Below are 16,665 nucleotides of genomic sequence, written 5' to 3'. Positions count from 1 at the left end.
CGGCCCGGTACCGTTACCGCCCGTGCTGGTACTACTGCCCCCATCCGAGACCAAGTCCGACGGCGGCAAGGGCGCCCCGCTCGATCTCGGGGAACTCTCGCTTCCGAAGCTGACCGCGACCCGCGAGATGCTCGTCGACGCGCTCGTCGAGTTGGCCGCGGACGTCGAGGCGTCCAGCCGGGCGCTGGGCCTCAGCGCCGGGCAGGCCGACGAGGTCGCCCGCAATGCCGCCCTGTGGACCTCCCCCACCCGTCCCGCACTCGAGCGCTACACCGGGGTGCTGTTCGATGCGCTCGACGCGAAGTCGTTCACCCGCGCGCAGAAGGCGAAGGCACTGTCCCGGCTGGCGATCGGGTCGGCGCTGTTCGGTGTGGTGCGGGCCGGCGACGCGATCCCCGCGTACCGCCTGTCCGGCGGGTCGAAGCTGCCCGGGATGGGCACGTTGCAGTCGCTGTGGAAGCCGGAGCTGACCCCGGCGCTCGAAGCGGAGGACGAGGGACTGGTGGTGGACCTGCGCTCCGGCACCTACCAGCAGCTCGGCCCGCTCTCCGGGGCGGTGACCACGACCGTCCTCACCGAGAAGCCGGACGGCAGCCGGTCGGTCGTAAGCCACTTCAACAAGCATCACAAGGGCTTGCTGGCGCGCGCCCTCGTCGTCTCGCGGGCGGAGCCGTCCGATGTGAAGGGTGTCGCCCGGGTCGCCGCCAAGGCGGGCCTGACGGTCGAGATCGCCTCCCCGACGGAGCTGGTCATCCTCACCTAGTCCGGATCGAGACCACCGCGCACTCGCCGGCCCAGTCGGGCGTCGTGTCGTCGCCGGGCGACACGATCACCGCGTCCTCGGTGTCGAGATCGACGTAGATCCGCACCGCATCCACGTCCACCGGTGCGGTCACGTCGGCGAGCCGCAGTGACATCTCGACGCGGCCCCGCCTGCCCATCACGTTCAGTGCCCGGGTGCGGTCGGCCGCCCGGCAACTCGGGGCCCACTCGCCCGGAAACACGAAGACCTGCCTGGGCGGCGCCACCCGGTGCACCTCGCCCGTCGACTGCACCTCCCCGGACGTCTCGTACGGCGGTCCACTCATCTCCATCGTCACCGATCCGGTCGGCATCAGCAGCCGGTCGTAGCCCTCGATGACCGAGAACGTGGACCTCGTCGGCTCGTCTGCGATGCTCACCCGCCACAGATCGGTTTCCTCGACGACCTGCGTGGTGCCCTGACCGTTGCGCCAGCGCACCACCTCACGGTCGACGGCGCGGGTGTGTCGGGGACGGGCGGATGTCATGGGGCGCTTACTCCTTCGTCGCGTGCCGGTCCGGTCGTCGGGTCCGGCGACCTCCGAACAACCGTACGGCCGTCACCGATCGGCGGGCCGGCGGGCCGCCCACACGGTGCGGCTGCCACCGACGACGAGGTCGCCGCGCCTCGTGACGGCGTCGGGACCGTCACCGAGCAACCGGTCGAGGGCCGCGAGATCGTCGGCGTCGATCCGGTCGGCGAGGAAGTCACGCGCCCGCCCCAGGAAGGTCTGCGCGTAGCGGCCCGTGTTCTCGGTCGCGGGGTGCCGCACGGGGAAGGTGCGCTGGTCGGCGACCTCGAACCCGGCCCGAACGAGGTGCTCACGCCAGTCCGGGTGGGTGTTCCAGCCCGCGCCGAGGAGGACCTGGTGACAGCGGGCCTCCAGTCCGGGCGTGCCGAACCCGATCTCGTCGGGCAGGAACCGGGGGAACCCGTCCATCTCGACGACCGCAAGCACTCCGCCGGGATTCAGTGCGCCGTGGACGTCGCCGAGCAGACGGTCCGGGTCGGCGACCTCGTGCAGCGCCAGCGCCGCCCAGGCGACGTCGACCGAGTCGACGGCCGGCCACCCTACGTCGAGATCGGCCCGTACGAGCCGCACCCGTCCGTCCAGATCCTGCGCCTGCGCCGCCGCGCGCACGCGGTCGAGCATCACGTCCGAGCGGTCGATCGCGATCAGGTCGGCGTCCGGGAACCGCCGCGCCAGGGCCAGCGTGCCGGTGCCGGTGCCTGCTCCGATGTCGGCAACGCTGCGAACCTCGGTCGGAGCATGTCCGGCGGCCCACCCGGTGAGCTCGTCGAGGAGCGGGCCGTGCACCTCGGCGTCGAGGTCGAGCATGTCCGCGAGCCCGGTCTCGTCGTTGCCGTGGCCGTGCCCGTGACCGTGACCGTGACCGTGACCGTCGGGATGGTGGGTGTGTGCGTGCTGAGCCATGACGCCACGCTAACCCCTTCATGCGCTTGAGGCATACAATCTTGCCCATGACGCAAGAAGTGGTCCTGGAGGACGTGGTCCGCCGTCGCATCCGCAGCCTGCGGCTGGCCCGCGGCTGGTCCCTCGACGCCCTCGCCGCCCGCTGCCACATGAGCCCGTCCACGCTGAGCCGCATCGAGACCGGACACCGCCGGATCGCTCTCGACCAGCTGGTACCCATCGCGCGTGCACTCGACACCACCCTGGACGAACTGGTCGAGTCGCCCGACGACGCCGACGTCGTGATCCGGCCCGAACCGCAGCAACGTCGCGGTGTCACGACGTGGCTGTTGTCCCGGGAGGGCAGCCTGCCTGGGGTGACCGTGGCCAAGTTGCGCATCACCGACGAGACCCCGGTGCCCGCCGACAAGCTCGGCATCCATCCGGGCCTCGAGTGGTTCACCGTGTTGTCCGGAACCGTTCGGCTCCAGCTCGGCGAACGCACGATCCGCGTCGAGGCGGGCCAGGCGGCCCAGTTCTCCACGATGACGCCGCACGGCATCACCGCCTACGACGGTCCGACGGAGATCCTGTCGATCCTCGACCGCGACGGCCGGCGTGCCCACCTGGAACCGCCGGACGACCAGACGGAGAACTGACACCCTCCACCGAGGTCCGTGCCTGCCGCGGTCTCGGGCGTGCACCGCCCGCTGTCTCGGCGTTCACGCGCCCTCACCTCGACCGGTCGACCGTCACCCCCATACGGGTGAGCATGGCGTGCGGATCATCGGGCGGGTTGAGCTCCAAGAGTTGCCGGCCACGGCGGTGGGCGGCGGCGATGCACAGCTCGTCGTCCGAGTGGATCCAGAACTCCCCCCGGGCGATCTGCTCGATCATGTGCTCCGCGGCGACGAGCGGATCGAGCCCCCTCTCGACGTTGTCGCGCTGCATCGCGGCGAACACCGCGTTCGCGGTGGCGTTGGCCGTCGGCGCCTCACGCTGCGCCGACAGGAAGATCTCGCTGCGAATCGAATGCGGGATGACCGCACTGACCTGGATGGGTGCGCCGACGATCGACAGGTCCTGGTGCAGGCACTCGGTCATCGCCAGCACCGCGTGCTTGCTGACGATGTACGGCGACTGGACTGCAACCGAGTTCAGCCCGCCCACCGACGACAGGTTCGCGATGCACGACGGCGTCCCCGTCGCGATCATCCGCGGCACGAAGGACCGCAGGCAGTGGAAGACGCCGTCGACGTTGATCTGCATCAGCCGGCGCCACCGCTCCCGGTCGATCTCCCACAGCAGGCCGGCGGTCTCCACGCCCGCGTTGTTCACGAGCAGTTCGACGCTGCCGTGGCGATCGAACACCGCCGCCGCCATCGCCTCGACGGACTCCGGGTCGGCGACATCGACGGTGTGCGGCTCGGCGCGACCGCCGCCCGCCACGATGTCGTCGGCGACCGTCCGTGCCCGCTCGGTGTCGACGTCCGCGACCACCGCCGTCATCCCCAGTGACGCGAGATGCCGTGCGATGCCCTCACCGATCCCGGCGGCCGCCCCCGTCACCACCGCGACCCCGCGGGAGAAGCGTTCCCGCGCCGCACCCACCTGCACCGTCACGCCCCCAATCCGTCCGCCGCGATGTTCGGGTTCGCCCACGCAGGCGGCTCGAGACGCGGTAGCTCACGCCCGCCGTCCAGACTTGTCACCGCGATGCCCTGCGACCACGGGAAGTGCAGGCTGAACGCGACCAGTCCGGTGCGCTCCGCCGCGGGCAGGGTGCACATCTCCAGCACGGTCTGCGCGAGATATTCGACCGGTTCGGCCTCGTAGCCCTCCGGCAGCAACGACGCCGCACCGGGCGTCATGATCGCCGTCGACGGCCCGACCACGTTGACGGCGATGTTGTCGCCCTGAACCTCCGCCGCCAATCCCTGCGTGAACCGGTGCAGCGCCGCCTTGGCGGACGCGTAGATCACGTCGCCGGACGTCTTGTTGTACTCGCGGAACGGTCGGATCGGCGGGAGTCCGGTGGAGGAGCCGATGTTCACGATCCAGCCGCCACCGGCCTTGCGCATACGGGGAATCACCGCCTGCGACAACAGGAACGGAACCTTCAGATAGTGCTCCACAGTGCGGTCGAAGGTGTCCTCCCCCATCGACTCGATCGATGAGTAGTCGGCGAAACCGGCATTGTTGACGAGGATGTCGACGCCTTCGACGGCGTCGACCGCGGCATCGACCAGTCCGGCACGCTGCACCGGATCCTCCAGGTCCGCCGCGATCGCCACGGCCCGGCCTCCGGCGCGCTCGATCAGCTCCACGGTCTCGGCGAGGGTGCCCTCGAGCACGTGCTCGCGACCCTCCCGAACCGACCGCGACGGCGTCGTCGAGCGCGCGGTGACCACCACCGTGGCGCCCTCCGCCGCCAGACGCTGTGCGATCGCCCGCCCGATCCCCCGGCTGCTTCCCGTCACCAGTGCGGTGCGGCCCGTCAATCGTTGTGTCATGTGTTCCCTGTCGTGTCTGCGCGTGTTGGGGTTCGCACCCCGAATCGTCAGTGTCGTGTCGTGGTGTGCGCGTGCGATTCCTCGGCGTTCGACGCACCGAAGCCGGGGTCGAGGATCCGGCGGATCAGCTGCCACAGCTCCTGCCTCGCCGGCCCGGTCAGCGACAGCTGCGGGAAGGTGAGAAATCCGTGGAACAGGCCGTCGAAGCGGTGCGCGATCACCGGAACGCCGTCCGCGGCGAGCCGCTCGGCGTACGCCTCGCCCTCCGTGCACGGCGGGTCCAGCTCCGCGGTGGCCACCAACGCCGGTGGCAGCCCCGTCAGTGTCGTAGCACGGCTCGGGACGACGAGTTCGCTGTCCCGGCCCTGCGGCGCGTATTGCTCCCAGTACCAGCGCATCGCCTTCGTGGTGTTGTAGTACCCGACGCCGTACCGCTGGTAGGACTCCGTCTCGAAGTCGTCCCCGATCACCGGGTACAGCAGGATCTGCGCCGCGATCGACGGGCCGCCGCGCTCCCGCGCCGCCACCGACACCGCCGCCGAAAGATTGCCTCCCGCACTGTCACCCGCGACCGCGACGCGCGCCGGGTCGCCGCCGTAGGCCGCGGCGTTCGCCACGGTCCAGCACACCGCCGCGTACACGTCCTCCATCGCCGCCGGCGCCGGATGCTCCGGCGCCAGCCGGTAGTCCACCGACACGACGACGGCGTCGACGGCCTCGGCCATCGACCGGCAGAACTCGTCGTGGCTGTCGAGATCGCAGAACACGAACCCGCCGCCGTGGGCGAACACGATCACCGGGCGCGGGGATATGGTGTCGCCGTGCGGGACGTACACCCGCACCGCCAGATCGCCACCCGGTCCGTCGATCACCACATCCTGCGCGACCCGCATGTCCGGAGTCCGGGTCAGCGGCGCGCGCCGCGAGACGATGACCTGCCGAAGCTCGGCGGCGGGGTACTGCGTCACGTCGGGGAACCCGGCCTCCAGGCCGGCGAGCATCGCCTCGACGTCGGGGTGCAGATCGGATCGGCGCACGCCGTCCTCCTTCTTGTCGAGCGGATTCCGATTCAGCGGAATCTCCTTGGGAAGAGCGCAAAAACTGTGGCAGACACGGTCCTTCACGATGTACTCGGCGGCTTCCGGGTCGAACCACTTGTCGACGTACCCCCAGTGCACCGGGTGGGCCATGTACTCACCGAGGAGTCCGTCGACATCGGTGAAGGACTGCTCCCAGACGTGGGTCCACTCGCTCGTGCCGGTCGCGGAGGTGACGCGACTGAGCTGCCACGACAGCATCGACGTGACATGCCGCGGCATCCTGAGCATCTCCTGTTCGAACCTCTCCACGAGGTCGCGTGCGGCAGAGTCGTCCACCCGCAGGAGCAGTGTCCGGTACACCGTGGGTTCAACTGCGCCGGTGCGTGACCCGCTCCACGACTCCCGCCCGCTTCCGGCGACGTAGTCTGCGCCGTCGACGTGCCGGACGTCCGGTCCGCCGATCGCCGACTCCACGGCCGACCGACAGCGCTCCCACTCCGCCTGTGTCGCGAATCGGAGATGGACGAGGACGTCGCCGCCGTTGCGGACGCCATCGAGCGTCGGCCGCACCAGCGCGTACCGGCGGGGCGTCGCCTCCACGGCGGTACGGATCCGGTCGACGACAGCGTCCACGTCACTCGGTTCGGTCAGGTGAACGAGACGGGTCACGCTAAACACGGCACATTCCCTCCACACTCTCTGCTTCGGCCGCCATCGAGCGTGAACGCTGTGACACCATCGGCTCGACGCGATTCCAGAAGTCGACGAAGCCGGCGTCGAATCGGCGGGCGATCGCGGTCTGCCACCACTGCTCGTGGCCGGAGACCGTCCAGGTCGCGGTCACCGTGTTCCCGTCGTCCTCGAACCACACCGGAGGGCTCACCAGCACCCGGTCGAGCGTCATCCCGATGCGCGTGGCCTGCGGCACGTAGTCCGACATGTACGCGTCGACGAAAGCTCGCCCGCGCCCGGGTTCGGTCGTCACGCGATCGACTATGTAGATCCTCTGGTCGGCCATTCGCTCACGCTAGGACCGCAAAGGCGCCAACGGATCACCGTCTCCCGTTGTGCGGGAGATCACGTCGGATCCGCAGCACTCGCCCACCTCACCTCGGTGAGTTGCCTGAAACCCGCCGTGCCGGAGGGGCTCAGCCCGACTGACGGTCACCGAAGCAGGCATCCTCGTACCCCTCCCCACGCACACCGGCAGACAGCAGCCGGTGTGCGTACTCGTCGCCGTCGAGCGCGCGACTGGTCCTCCGCCGCACCTGCCACCGCGCGCCACCGCGTTCGAATTGCCAGTGGTGTGCGGTGGCACGGCCGACGACGAATCGACCGTCGCGGTGCAGGACCATCAGCGAGTAGCTTGCAGCCGTAGCGGTGTCGCCGTCGACCGTGATGTGCACCGGCCCCTGGAAGTGAGCGCAGCCTCCGGAGATGAATCCCTGGTGGGTGTCCGACCGGACCATTGCCGCGATGTCCTCGCGGCCGGCCATGTACAGACCGTCGACGTCGTACACTCCATCGTCGGCCCACAGGCCCGCTACGTCGTCGGCACGACCATCGTCCACCAGTGGTCCGTATCGGGCGACGATTCGCTGGATCTCCCGCTCGTCCTCGAGCAGTCGCAGCCGCTTCTCAAGCCTCTCAAGACGATCGTCCACGGTTCCTCCTGTCATGCCGGTCACCGCGACCGGGTTTCGAGATTGAACATGTCGGCGAGCGCCGACAGTTGATCGCAGTACTCGTGATGGGAACCGGCCGCAACGGTGACGTTGACCGTCGTCGCGCCTGCGGCCACCGCCTCAGCGACGGCCCGCTCCGCTTCGTCGCGACGGCCGACCGGGTCGACGGTTCCCGCGGACAGGACGGTGTCGAAGTGGTCCGGGAGATCGACACCGCCCAGCATCGACCGCACGGCCGCGTTCGAGAGGCCGAACGGGACCCAGCCGTCGCCCAGTTCGACGGCCCGGCGCAGGGACCGCTTCGAGCGCCCGCCGACCCAGAGCGGAAGATGCTCCTGCACGGCACGCGGGTCCACTTGCATGCCACCGAACTCGTAGTGTGGTCCGCGATATTCCGGCACCTCCACCGACAGAGCCTGCCGCAAGGCGCGCATGGCATCGTCGGCTCGTTCGCCGCGACCGTCGAAGGGGACGTCCAGGACTTCGAACTCCTCGGCGAGTGAGCCGACGCCCAGGCCGAGGGTGAGGCGGCCGTCGCTGACGGTGTCCAGGGTGCCGTACCTCTTGGCGATCTCCAACGGATGGTGATAGCCGAGCACAAGCACCTGCGTCACGAACCGGATCCGGTCTGTCCGCGCCGCGAGGTACCCGAAGGTCGCGAGCGGATCCCAGTAGGTCCCGCCGCGCTGCTGCGCCACCGCGACCGGCACTGCAACGTGCTCGCTGCACGTCAGGTGCGCGAATCCCAGAGCGTCCGCGTGCTCGGCGATCAGCGCGAGTTCCGCGATGCCCACATCGGCCTCCCAGGCCGAGTGGGCACCGGGAACTCTGGTGACGACCGGGCTGACGATCCCGATGCGCATCAGTCAGCCCCGACTGTCGCCGGCAGGCTGTTCCTCCCGCGGCGGCAACAACTTGAGCATCGCCTCGTGGGCAGCGAGAATCAGCCCCGCACGGTCGGGGCCACTGTTCCTCTGCGCTTTCTCTGCATTGCCGCCGGCGATCCACACCGGGCCGTCCGCGAGATGCTCCAGCCCCTCCCTCGCCACGTCGTCCGGATCGCTGACCAGCATCCCGGGCAGGTCGAAGTTCAACCCCGCACGCTGCATCGCCGGTGTGCGGGTGACACCGAGGACGAGTTCCAGGACATCGACACCGTGATCGCGGAGCTCGAGCCACAGTGATTCCGCGAAGATGCGCCCGAATGCCTTCGCGCCACCGTAGACGCCCTGATGGAAGCCACCCATGTAGCCGCTCAAGGATCCGACCAGGAGGATTCCGCCCCGGCCGGCTGCGCGCATCTTCGCACCGAAGTGGTTCACCAGGGCCAGTTGCGCGGTGATGTTCAGATCGATGACCGTACGGAATCGGTCGAGCTCGCCGAGCACGAACTCACTGCCGTAACTGTTGGCACCCGCGTTGTAGACCAACAGTCCGACTTCGACATCAGCCGTGGCAGAGATGATCTCGGCGATCGATGACGACTCGGTCAGGTCGAGCGACAGCGTGCGCACCTGCACGCCCAACGCACGGGCCCGATCCGCGGTCTCCCTGAGGGGTTCAGGTTTCCGCGCGATGAGGACGAGGTTCACGCCCGATTCGGCGAGTTGCACGGCGAACGAGGCGCCGACGCCCTCCGAGCCGCCGGCGATCACTGCCCATGGTCCGTAACGTTTCGCGTCGATCACATTGTCTCCTCACCGAGTTGCCGTGTGTACCCGCCCAGTGTCGACCATCACAACCGCGGTGTGCAGCCGCCTCCCGAAGAACGAAACATCGAATCGATCCCGTCTGGCTTCACAATTGTGACGCAGGGCGGCAACATGTTTCGTCACCACTGAGCGGAAACGTCTGTTGCGCTCGACCGCACAATGACCGACAGTTTCACCATGACGATCGAAATTTCACTCAGCCCCGCTGAACAGTTCCTGGCCATCGAGGAGATCAAGCGAACCTTCGCGGCGCGGCTGCGGTGCATGGACAACAAGGAGTGGCACATCTATCCGACACTGCACACGGACGACGTCGTCAGCCTGACATTCGGCGACCACAGCGTGGTCGGACCGGACGCCGTGACGGCATCCATCAAGCGGGTCCTGGACGGCCGGCACCCGATCACCTCGGTGCACCACGGTCACACCCCCGAGATCGAACTGACCTCCGACACGACCGCCCGTGGAATCTGGGCGATGGAGGACCACCTGTGGTGGACGAACGGCGACCAGGAGGAGCACCTCCACGGCTACGGCCACTACCACGAGGAGTACCGCAAGGAGGACGGGCGTTGGCTCATCAGCCGACGCGCACTGACCCGCCTCCGGGTCGACACGACCCCACGGTTCTACGAGTGCAGGGAACCCGCGCCTCGTTGAGTCACCGTCCGAATCCCCGGAATCGGCGGAGATAGGAGACAATCCGCCGAACCGGGACGGACCGCGGCCAGTCGTCTGGCCGGAAGTACGCGTCGGAGCCACCGTCGACGAAGACGACACTCCCACAGAGGAAATCGGCGGCATCGGACAACATGAACACCACCCAGTCCCCGAGTTGGCCGGCGTCGCCGAATCCTCCGACGGGGACCGGGAACGAGCGGATGGCCTTCGCCTCCGACGGAGTGGAGAGCTGCTTCTCGAGCAGCGGCGTCATGATCGCACCGGGGGCGAGTGCGTTCAGGCGGATGCCGGCGCCCGCCCACTCCGATCGCACCGCTGTGCGGCGCACCCACCTGCTGACTGCGATCTTCGATCCCGCGTAGGCGATTGCGGGAGCGGCCTTTCCGAATACGCGGACCGACCGCACTGCCCGGTGCGCGTCGCCATCGAGGAACGCCTTGATCGTGCGCCGAGGGACGGCCGGAGTTGTCGTGGTCGAGTTGCTGGAGAAGACGACCACCTTGGCGTTTCCCGCCGCGGCGAGCGCATCCCGCCACCCCTCCAGCAGGTCGACGACACCGAAGTAGTTGACCTCGGCGATCAGCCTGGGGCGGTCTCGTCCCGGCGCCGGTCCGAGTCCCGCGGCCAGGACGGCGCCGTCCAGTCGGTCGCCCGCGGCCGCCAGCACGTCCCGCACAGCCTGTCGCCTGCCCTGGGCGGTCGACAGGTCCGCCACGACATCGGCCTCCCTGATGTCGACACCGATGACCGTGTGCCCGGCTCCCCGGAGTCTATCCGCGACCGCACGACCCATACCCGAGGCGGATCCGGTCACCGCATACACGCCCACGCCCTTCACCTTTCGCTCATCGAACCGACACCGCCGTGTCCGGCAGCCGATATTTGACACATTACGCCAATAATGGTGTTCTCGGACCGTGAGTCGCGAAGAATCCTCACTCTCAGAGCCGTCCACTCGACCCGCGAGCGGACGGGGACGCGGACGGCCCACCGTCCTCGAACCCGAAGCGGTCGCGGAGGTCGCCTTCACACTGTGGTCGCGTCAGGGTTACGCCGCGACCAGCTGGAGCGATCTCGCCGCGGCGACCGGCATCAGCACCCGCACCCTCATCCGGCACTTCTCCGTGAAGTCCGCCATCGCGTGGATCGGTGTAGCCTCGGCCACCGACCGGTTGCGCGAATCCCTGTCCGCCATACCGGAGTCCACTCCGGTTGGTGAAGCGGTTCGAACCGCTGTGGTGGATTCGGTCTCACGCCGGCCGCGAGTCCAACGAGTCAGCCCCGACTGGCTCCGTCTGATCTCGAGCGAGCCGGAGCTGGCCGGGATGGCGACCGAGGCATATCGGCCGTGGATCACCGTGTTGTCCGACTACCTCACCCGGCGGATCCCCGAAGCACCACCGGCGATCGCCCGCGCGTTGGCCACCGCCTATCAGGCCGCGGCGTTTGCCGCACTGACCGAATGGGCCGAAGCCGGCGCACATGGGGATTCCGCCGACGCCGTCGACGCGATGCTGCGCTGGATGGACATCGCGACCCACGTTTCACCCGCAAGTGCATGACTCCTCTCACAGCCCGAGAAATATGGAGATCGCATGACAACACCACCCACCACCCCGGTACCCGACCCACTCGCTCCCGCGCGCCTCGGACCGATCACGCTGCGCAACCGCGTCATCAAGTCCGCGACGTTCGAGGGCGCGACACCGAATGCCCTCGTCAGTGACCGCCTCGTGGACTTCCACGTTGCGGTCGGCGCGGGAGGCGTCGGCATGACGACGGTCGCATACCTCGCCGTCGCCCCCGAAGGGCGCACCGAACGCGACCAGATCTACTGGCGCCCGGAGGCCCTGGACGGACTTCGGCACCTCACCGATTCCGTCCACGCGACCGGCGCGAAGGTGTCCGCACAGATCGGCCATGCCGGTCCCGTCGCCAACTCCCGTTCGAACGGGCTGCCCTCGCTCGCGCCGTCCGGCCGGCCGAACCCGCTGTCGATGAGCATGGACCACAAGGCGGGCGACGAGGACATCCAGCGGATCATCGACGCCCACGGACAGGCCACCCGCTACGCGCGCGAGGTTGGATTCGACGCCGTCGAGGTCCACCTCGGTCACAACTACCTCGCCAGTTCGTTCCTGAGCCCGAAAGTCAACCACCGCAAGGACCGCTGGGGCGGCTCCCTCGCCAACCGGGCCGAGTTCGCCCGCCGCATCCTCGCCGCCGTCGCCGAAGCCGCAGGCGGTGAGATCGCAGTCCTCGCGAAGATGAACATGGCCGACGGCGTGCCCGGCGGATTCTGGCTCGACGAATCCCTGCCGTTCGCGAAGATGCTCGAATCGGACGGGCACCTGGACGCGCTGGAGCTGACCGGCGGTTCGTCCCTGCTGAATCCGATGTACCTGTTCCGCGGCGACGTGCCGCTGCAGGAGATGGCGGAGACGCAGGTCCCGATCGTGCAGTTCGGGATGAAGGTGTTCGGCAAGGCAGTGTTCAAGCACTACCCGTACGAGCCGCTGTACTTCCTGGAGTACGCGCGGCAATTCCGTGACGAATTGTCGCTCCCGCTCGTACTCCTCGGCGGTGTCACCGACCTCGATGCCATGGAGGTCGCCATGCGTGAGGGGTTCGAGTTCGTCGCCATGGCGCGAGCCCTGCTGCGTGAGCCCGACCTCATCGCGCGTATCCAACGCGACCGCGAGACGCGTTCACTGTGCATCCACTGCAACAAGTGCGCGGCGAGCATCTTCACGGGCACGCGCTGCCCGCTCGTCGTCGGCACCGCGGACTGACACACGACGAAAACGGAAGCGGCCATGGATTTCCATGGCCGCTTCCGTTTTCGTCAGTGCAGGCGTGGCAGATCCGGGCCGGAGGGCAAGTCGATGCACGATTCGCCCAGTCCGTGACTCGCCACCGCGCGGTCGATGGTGCGCCGCAGCGCGCCGCAGCCCCGATCGCGGTCGCCGAGCGAGTGCGTGGCCTCCGCGATCAGCGGGCACCCCGACGCGTCGGATGTCCACTGGATCGACGTGTGGGCCGGACTGAACTTCTCGACGAGCACGACCCGCCCACACGTCTCGCAGTTCAGTTCCTGCATCGTCATCCCGGGATCCTCACGGGAAGCGGCGCCCCGGCCGCAGTCCGTGCCGCGACGTAGCCGTACACGAGTCCCTGACCGATCGTCGCCCCGGCGCCGGGATACGTCGCGCCGAACGCGTTCGCGGCGGTGTTCCCGATCGCGTAGAGACCGTCCATGACGGTGCCGTCCTCGCGGCGCACGCGCGCATGGTGATCCGCACTCAGACCACCACAGGTCCCCAGGTCACTGAGGACGACCTCGACAGCGAAGAGGGACTCCTCGTGCAGCGCACGCAGGTTCGGGTTGGGGGTCACCGTCGGGTCTCCGTAGTACCGGTCGTAGGCGCTGGACCCGCGACCGAAGTCGTGATCGATGCCCTTCGCAGCGGCGTTGTTGAACGTCCGCATGGTCGCCGCGAACTCGGGGCCGGGCACCCCCATCTTGGCGGCGAGTTCCCGCGCCCCGCCGGCCCGGTGTGCGACCCCGTGCTCGTACCAGGAGTCCGGAAGCGGCTGCCGAGCGTAGAACTCCCCGGCAAACAGGTAACTGTTGCGATAGCGCTGGTCGAAGACGAGCCACATCTTCTCGATCGGGTCGCCCTCGCGCTCGCGGGCCAGCACGCGCTGTCCGAACGACATGTAGTCCATCGCCTCGTTGAGGAAGCGGCGGCCGGTCTGATCGACGATGAACGATCCCGGGAGCGAGCGTTCGGCGAGCAGGACCCTCGGCTGTCCGCCGGGCAGCGGCGCCACCGCCGGAAACCACCACGCCTGATCCATGAGGCCGACCGCGGCACCGTGATCCTGGGCCAGCCTGATGGCGTCGCCGGTGTTCGCGGTGCATCCCAGGCTGACGTTCTCAGCCAGCCGTGCGGACTGGAACTTGTGCCGCATCTCCATTTCGTGGTCGAAGCCTCCCGCGGCGAGCACCACCCCGCGCCGGGCCACGACGGTGGTCCGACGACCTGCCCGCTCCACCACCGCACCGACGATCCGCCCGTCCCGCTCGGTCAACTCGACCAGCGGCGAGTCGGTCCAGATCGGGATGCCCGCTCGGACCGCCCCCGCGAACAGCCCTGCGGCCAGAGCCTGACCGCCGGCCACGTACCGCCGTCGCAGTGCGAGGCCGCCGACCCCGATGGCGAACGCCCGCATTGCCCGGGCCAGCGACCTGCGCGGCGTCCGGGTGAGGAGGTTGAGCCACTTGTAGTCGGCACCGGTGACCGGCATCGGCAGCGGCGCGTCGAGCAGACCGGGTCTGAGCCTGGCCTGCTCGGAACCGAGCACGGACATGTCGAACGGCTTGCACTCGCAGGTCCGGCCCAGCGCCGATCCACCCGGCCTCTCCGGGTGATAGTCCGAATACCCTTTCGCCCACATGAATTTCATCGGTGTCATGCGCTCGAGCATCGCGATGGCGGCGCCACCGTGGTCGAGGAACGCCTCACCCCGCTCGTCGGGCGCGCTACCGTCCACCACCGCGCGGACGTAGGTGCGGGCGTCCGAGAGGGTGTCGGACGGCGCGAGTGCCGCCAGCACCGGGTTTCCGGGAACCCAGAACGCTCCACCCGAACGGGCCAGCGACCCGCCCACGTACTCGGATTTCTCCACGACCAGCGTCGACAGTCCGGCCTCCGATGCGGCCAGCGCAGCGGCCAGACCGGTGCCGGATCCGACGACGAGCAGGTCGACTTCCACACACCCGTCGACGATTGCGGGTTCGGGACTCATCGGTCGCCGCCTCGGGTGGTGGGGTCGATGAACTCGAGAGCCTCCGGGTTCGGTTCCCGCAGCATCGTCCAGAAGTCGACCAGACGCCACGGACACGGCACCACTGCCCGTCCGGCGCTGTTGCGGTAGTAGCCGTTGACCTTCGCGCCCGGATGCACCCACACCGTCTTGTCCAGCGCCTCGTCCACCCTGCGGTTGTAGTCGCCCTGCACTTCCTGCCGCACGTCCATCGCATCGTGCCCGTTCTCGAGGAGGTACTGCAGGCACTCGATGACGTAGTGAACGTGCTCCTCGCTCAGAATGTTGTGGCCGGCACCGTGGTTCGGTGCCGAATTCGGTCCCGCCGTGACGAACAGGTTCGGGAAGCCGGACACCTGGATGCCGAGATAGGCGCGGGGGTCGTCACCACCCTTCCACTGGTCGGCGAGCATTCGCCCGTCGCGTCCGGCGATCTCGATGGACGTGGTGAACTCCAGTGCGAAGCCGGTCGCCAGGATGATGACATCGGCGGGCACGAAGTCGCCCTCGGTAGTGATCACACCGTCCGGTGTCACCCGCTGGAACGACGCCCGGTGCAGGGTCACGTGCTCTCGCGTGAGCGCCTTGAAGAAACCGGGATCCTTGACGATCCGCTTGCCGTACGGACGGAAGTCGGGCGTCAGCTTCTCCACCAGGTCGGGGCGGTCGGCGAAGCTGGTCTGCAGGTAGTTCCGTGCCGTGTTCAGCACCATCTCGTTGGCCGGCGAGGCGGAGAAGTGCGTCTTCGCCCATTCGGCATCGATCCGCGGCAACGTGTACAGATTGTCGGACGCGAACCAGTACGAGCGCAGCCGGAACCACTCGTGGTAGCGCGGGATGTGGGCGAGCGCCCATTTCTCGCCGTCCGGAACGTCGTTCACGACGGCCTTTTCCGGCACGATCCAGTGCGGTGACCGGACCACGACGTCGAGTGACTTCACCTGGTCGACGATGCTGGCGACGACCTGCACGGACGTACAGCCGGTTCCGAGCACCACGACGCGCTTGCCGGTCAGGTCGAGGCCGGCGTCCCAGTCGGCGGTGTGGACAACGGTTCCGGCAAACGTGTCCATGCCCTCGACGTCGGGAATGTTCGGCGAGTTGAGCATGCCGAGCGCGGTCACCACCGCGTTCGCGCGGTGCACCTCACGGGTGCCGTCGGCGGATTCGGTGGTCACCTCCCAGACGTGCTGGTCGTCGAGCCAGGTCGCGGACAGCACGCGGGTGCGGAAGGAAATGTTCTCGGCGATCCCGTAGGTGTCGACGACGCCCTCGAGGTATCGCTGGTACTCGGTTCCCGAGGGGTAGTACTTCGACCAGCCGGGGTTCAGCTCGAACGAGTACGAGTAGTAGTGGCTGGGAGTGTCGACGGCGGCACCCGGATACGTGTTGCGCGACCAGGTTCCGCCGATTTCGTGTCGCGCCTCGAACACACGGTAGGCGAAGCCGGCATCCTGCAACTTGATCGCGGCGTTGATACCGACGATCCCCGCGCCGATGACGATGACCGAGAAGTCGGCCGGGGGCGCGACGGTCACCGGGACGCGGCGCTCCCCCAGGACGAACCCGGACTGTTCGCGCAGAATCTGGACGAACTCCTCGTCGACGCGCTCCGACGTCCCCACCGTCGCCATGCGAACGAACAGTTCGGGGTCGGGAACGCCGAGGCGATCGGCCATATCGGCGGTGAGCAACTTGTGCGCGCGGGCCCGGATGTCGGCGACCACGTCCTCGGGGTACTGCCCCGGCGGTGTGGCCGGGCGAGTGCCGGTCCGATAGTGATTCCCCGGTTCGCTGATCGTCAGCCGCGGACCGAACTCGTCGAGGAGTCCGGTGTCTCCGGTCACGTGAACGAGCGACATGAGCAGTGGCGCCGGGTCGCACACGTCGATCGCGGCGGCCAACTGCGATTCGAATTCCTCGGTGTCGGCCCTGGAGGCGACGGGCATCGTGTCGGTCATGATCGGCCTCTCGTCGATGAATGTGTG

The 16,665-nt window shown here is 68.4% G+C and carries 18 protein-coding genes and 1 pseudogene; 5 read left to right on the top strand and 14 right to left on the bottom strand.

Annotated features, from left to right (window positions below):
- The first annotated feature begins 22 nt into the window (after window positions 1-22).
- Window positions 23-763 (top strand): peroxide stress protein YaaA, encoded by a 741-nt coding sequence (gene yaaA, locus ACWDUM_RS14560; protein WP_450134507.1) that lies wholly within the window; start codon window positions 23-25, stop codon window positions 761-763.
- Here yaaA and ACWDUM_RS14555 read toward each other — a convergent pair.
- Both ACWDUM_RS14555 and ACWDUM_RS14550 read right to left on the bottom strand, forming a co-directional pair.
- Window positions 756-1,289, bottom strand: a complete 534-nt coding sequence (locus ACWDUM_RS14555; protein ID WP_450134506.1) for a HutD family protein — start codon at window positions 1,287-1,289, stop codon at window positions 756-758. The two genes, yaaA and ACWDUM_RS14555, sit on opposite strands and share 8 nt — an antisense overlap.
- Window positions 1,290-1,361: 72 nt before the next feature.
- On the bottom strand, window positions 1,362-2,237 hold the full coding sequence (locus ACWDUM_RS14550; protein ID WP_450134505.1) for a class I SAM-dependent methyltransferase: 876 nt from the start codon (window positions 2,235-2,237) through the stop codon (window positions 1,362-1,364).
- A 47-nt stretch (window positions 2,238-2,284) separates the two neighbouring features.
- Between ACWDUM_RS14550 and ACWDUM_RS14545 the strand changes: the two genes are divergently transcribed.
- Window positions 2,285-2,875 carry a helix-turn-helix domain-containing protein gene (locus ACWDUM_RS14545; RefSeq protein ID WP_450134504.1) on the top strand — a complete coding sequence of 197 codons (591 nt, stop codon included), beginning with the start codon at window positions 2,285-2,287 and terminating at the stop codon, window positions 2,873-2,875.
- A 73-nt stretch (window positions 2,876-2,948) separates the two neighbouring features.
- Here the strand turns inward: ACWDUM_RS14545 and ACWDUM_RS14540 are convergent, their stop codons facing one another.
- The 8 genes and pseudogenes from ACWDUM_RS14540 to ACWDUM_RS14505 all read right to left on the bottom strand — a co-directional run bounded on the left by ACWDUM_RS14540 (window position 2,949) and on the right by ACWDUM_RS14505 (window position 9,142).
- The gene (locus ACWDUM_RS14540) at window positions 2,949-3,839 is read right to left on the bottom strand and encodes an SDR family NAD(P)-dependent oxidoreductase (protein ID WP_450134503.1); all 891 of its coding nucleotides are present in this window, start codon (window positions 3,837-3,839) and stop codon (window positions 2,949-2,951) included.
- Entirely contained in the window at window positions 3,836-4,729 is an 894-nt protein-coding gene (locus ACWDUM_RS14535; protein ID WP_450134502.1) for an SDR family NAD(P)-dependent oxidoreductase, read from the bottom strand. Before ACWDUM_RS14535 ends, ACWDUM_RS14540 begins: the two co-directional genes overlap by 4 nt.
- 47 nt (window positions 4,730-4,776) lie before the next feature.
- Window positions 4,777-5,730 carry an alpha/beta hydrolase gene (locus tag ACWDUM_RS14530; RefSeq protein WP_450134741.1) on the bottom strand — a complete coding sequence of 318 codons (954 nt, stop codon included), beginning with the start codon at window positions 5,728-5,730 and terminating at the stop codon, window positions 4,777-4,779.
- Window positions 5,731-5,850: 120 nt separating this feature from the next.
- Window positions 5,851-6,129, bottom strand: a pseudogene (locus ACWDUM_RS14525) (Dabb family protein); the annotation flags it as partial.
- 310 nt (window positions 6,130-6,439) lie between these two features.
- Window positions 6,440-6,787 (bottom strand): hypothetical protein, encoded by a 348-nt coding sequence (locus ACWDUM_RS14520; RefSeq protein WP_450134501.1) that lies wholly within the window; start codon window positions 6,785-6,787, stop codon window positions 6,440-6,442.
- 130 nt (window positions 6,788-6,917) lie between these two features.
- Window positions 6,918-7,433, bottom strand: a complete 516-nt coding sequence (locus tag ACWDUM_RS14515) for a nuclear transport factor 2 family protein (protein WP_450134500.1) — start codon at window positions 7,431-7,433, stop codon at window positions 6,918-6,920.
- Window positions 7,434-7,453: 20 nt separating this feature from the next.
- Window positions 7,454-8,317 carry a TIGR03619 family F420-dependent LLM class oxidoreductase gene (locus tag ACWDUM_RS14510; RefSeq protein WP_450134499.1) on the bottom strand — a complete coding sequence of 288 codons (864 nt, stop codon included), beginning with the start codon at window positions 8,315-8,317 and terminating at the stop codon, window positions 7,454-7,456.
- A gap of 3 nt (window positions 8,318-8,320) precedes the next feature.
- Complete coding sequence (locus ACWDUM_RS14505) at window positions 8,321-9,142, bottom strand: SDR family NAD(P)-dependent oxidoreductase (RefSeq protein WP_450134498.1); 822 nt, start codon at window positions 9,140-9,142, stop codon at window positions 8,321-8,323.
- Between the two features lie 201 nt (window positions 9,143-9,343).
- Here ACWDUM_RS14505 and ACWDUM_RS14500 point away from each other — a divergent pair, with 201 nt between their 5' ends.
- Window positions 9,344-9,826: a nuclear transport factor 2 family protein gene (locus tag ACWDUM_RS14500; RefSeq protein WP_450134497.1), complete on the top strand. Its 483-nt coding sequence runs from the start codon at window positions 9,344-9,346 to the stop codon at window positions 9,824-9,826.
- A gap of 1 nt (window position 9,827) precedes the next feature.
- On the opposite strand, the gene ACWDUM_RS14495 is transcribed toward ACWDUM_RS14500, so the two are convergent.
- The gene (locus ACWDUM_RS14495; protein WP_450134496.1) at window positions 9,828-10,676 is read right to left on the bottom strand and encodes an SDR family oxidoreductase; all 849 of its coding nucleotides are present in this window, start codon (window positions 10,674-10,676) and stop codon (window positions 9,828-9,830) included.
- Between the two features lie 88 nt (window positions 10,677-10,764).
- Between ACWDUM_RS14495 and ACWDUM_RS14490 the strand changes: the two genes are divergently transcribed.
- A complete protein-coding gene (locus ACWDUM_RS14490) occupies window positions 10,765-11,409 on the top strand; it encodes a TetR/AcrR family transcriptional regulator (protein ID WP_450134495.1) in 645 nt (214 codons plus the stop codon).
- Window positions 11,410-11,442: 33 nt separating this feature from the next.
- Complete coding sequence (locus ACWDUM_RS14485; RefSeq protein ID WP_450134494.1) at window positions 11,443-12,639, top strand: NADH:flavin oxidoreductase; 1,197 nt, start codon at window positions 11,443-11,445, stop codon at window positions 12,637-12,639.
- A gap of 53 nt (window positions 12,640-12,692) precedes the next feature.
- On the opposite strand, the gene ACWDUM_RS14480 is transcribed toward ACWDUM_RS14485, so the two are convergent.
- From ACWDUM_RS14480 to ACWDUM_RS14470, 3 genes are read right to left on the bottom strand one after another with little or no spacing between them, the layout of a single operon-like run.
- Window positions 12,693-12,953: a hypothetical protein gene (locus ACWDUM_RS14480; RefSeq protein ID WP_450134493.1), complete on the bottom strand. Its 261-nt coding sequence runs from the start codon at window positions 12,951-12,953 to the stop codon at window positions 12,693-12,695.
- On the bottom strand, window positions 12,950-14,659 hold the full coding sequence (locus ACWDUM_RS14475; protein ID WP_450134492.1) for a 3-ketosteroid-delta-1-dehydrogenase: 1,710 nt from the start codon (window positions 14,657-14,659) through the stop codon (window positions 12,950-12,952). Before ACWDUM_RS14475 ends, ACWDUM_RS14480 begins: the two co-directional genes overlap by 4 nt.
- Window positions 14,656-16,638, bottom strand: a complete 1,983-nt coding sequence (locus ACWDUM_RS14470) for a flavin-containing monooxygenase (protein WP_450134491.1) — start codon at window positions 16,636-16,638, stop codon at window positions 14,656-14,658. Before ACWDUM_RS14470 ends, ACWDUM_RS14475 begins: the two co-directional genes overlap by 4 nt.
- Window positions 16,639-16,665 lie beyond the last annotated feature (27 nt).

The organism is Rhodococcus sp. NPDC003322, assembly GCF_053589555.1.
The sequence above is the reverse complement of the archived record's forward strand: the minus strand, read 5'-3'. Positions and strand labels throughout refer to the sequence as shown.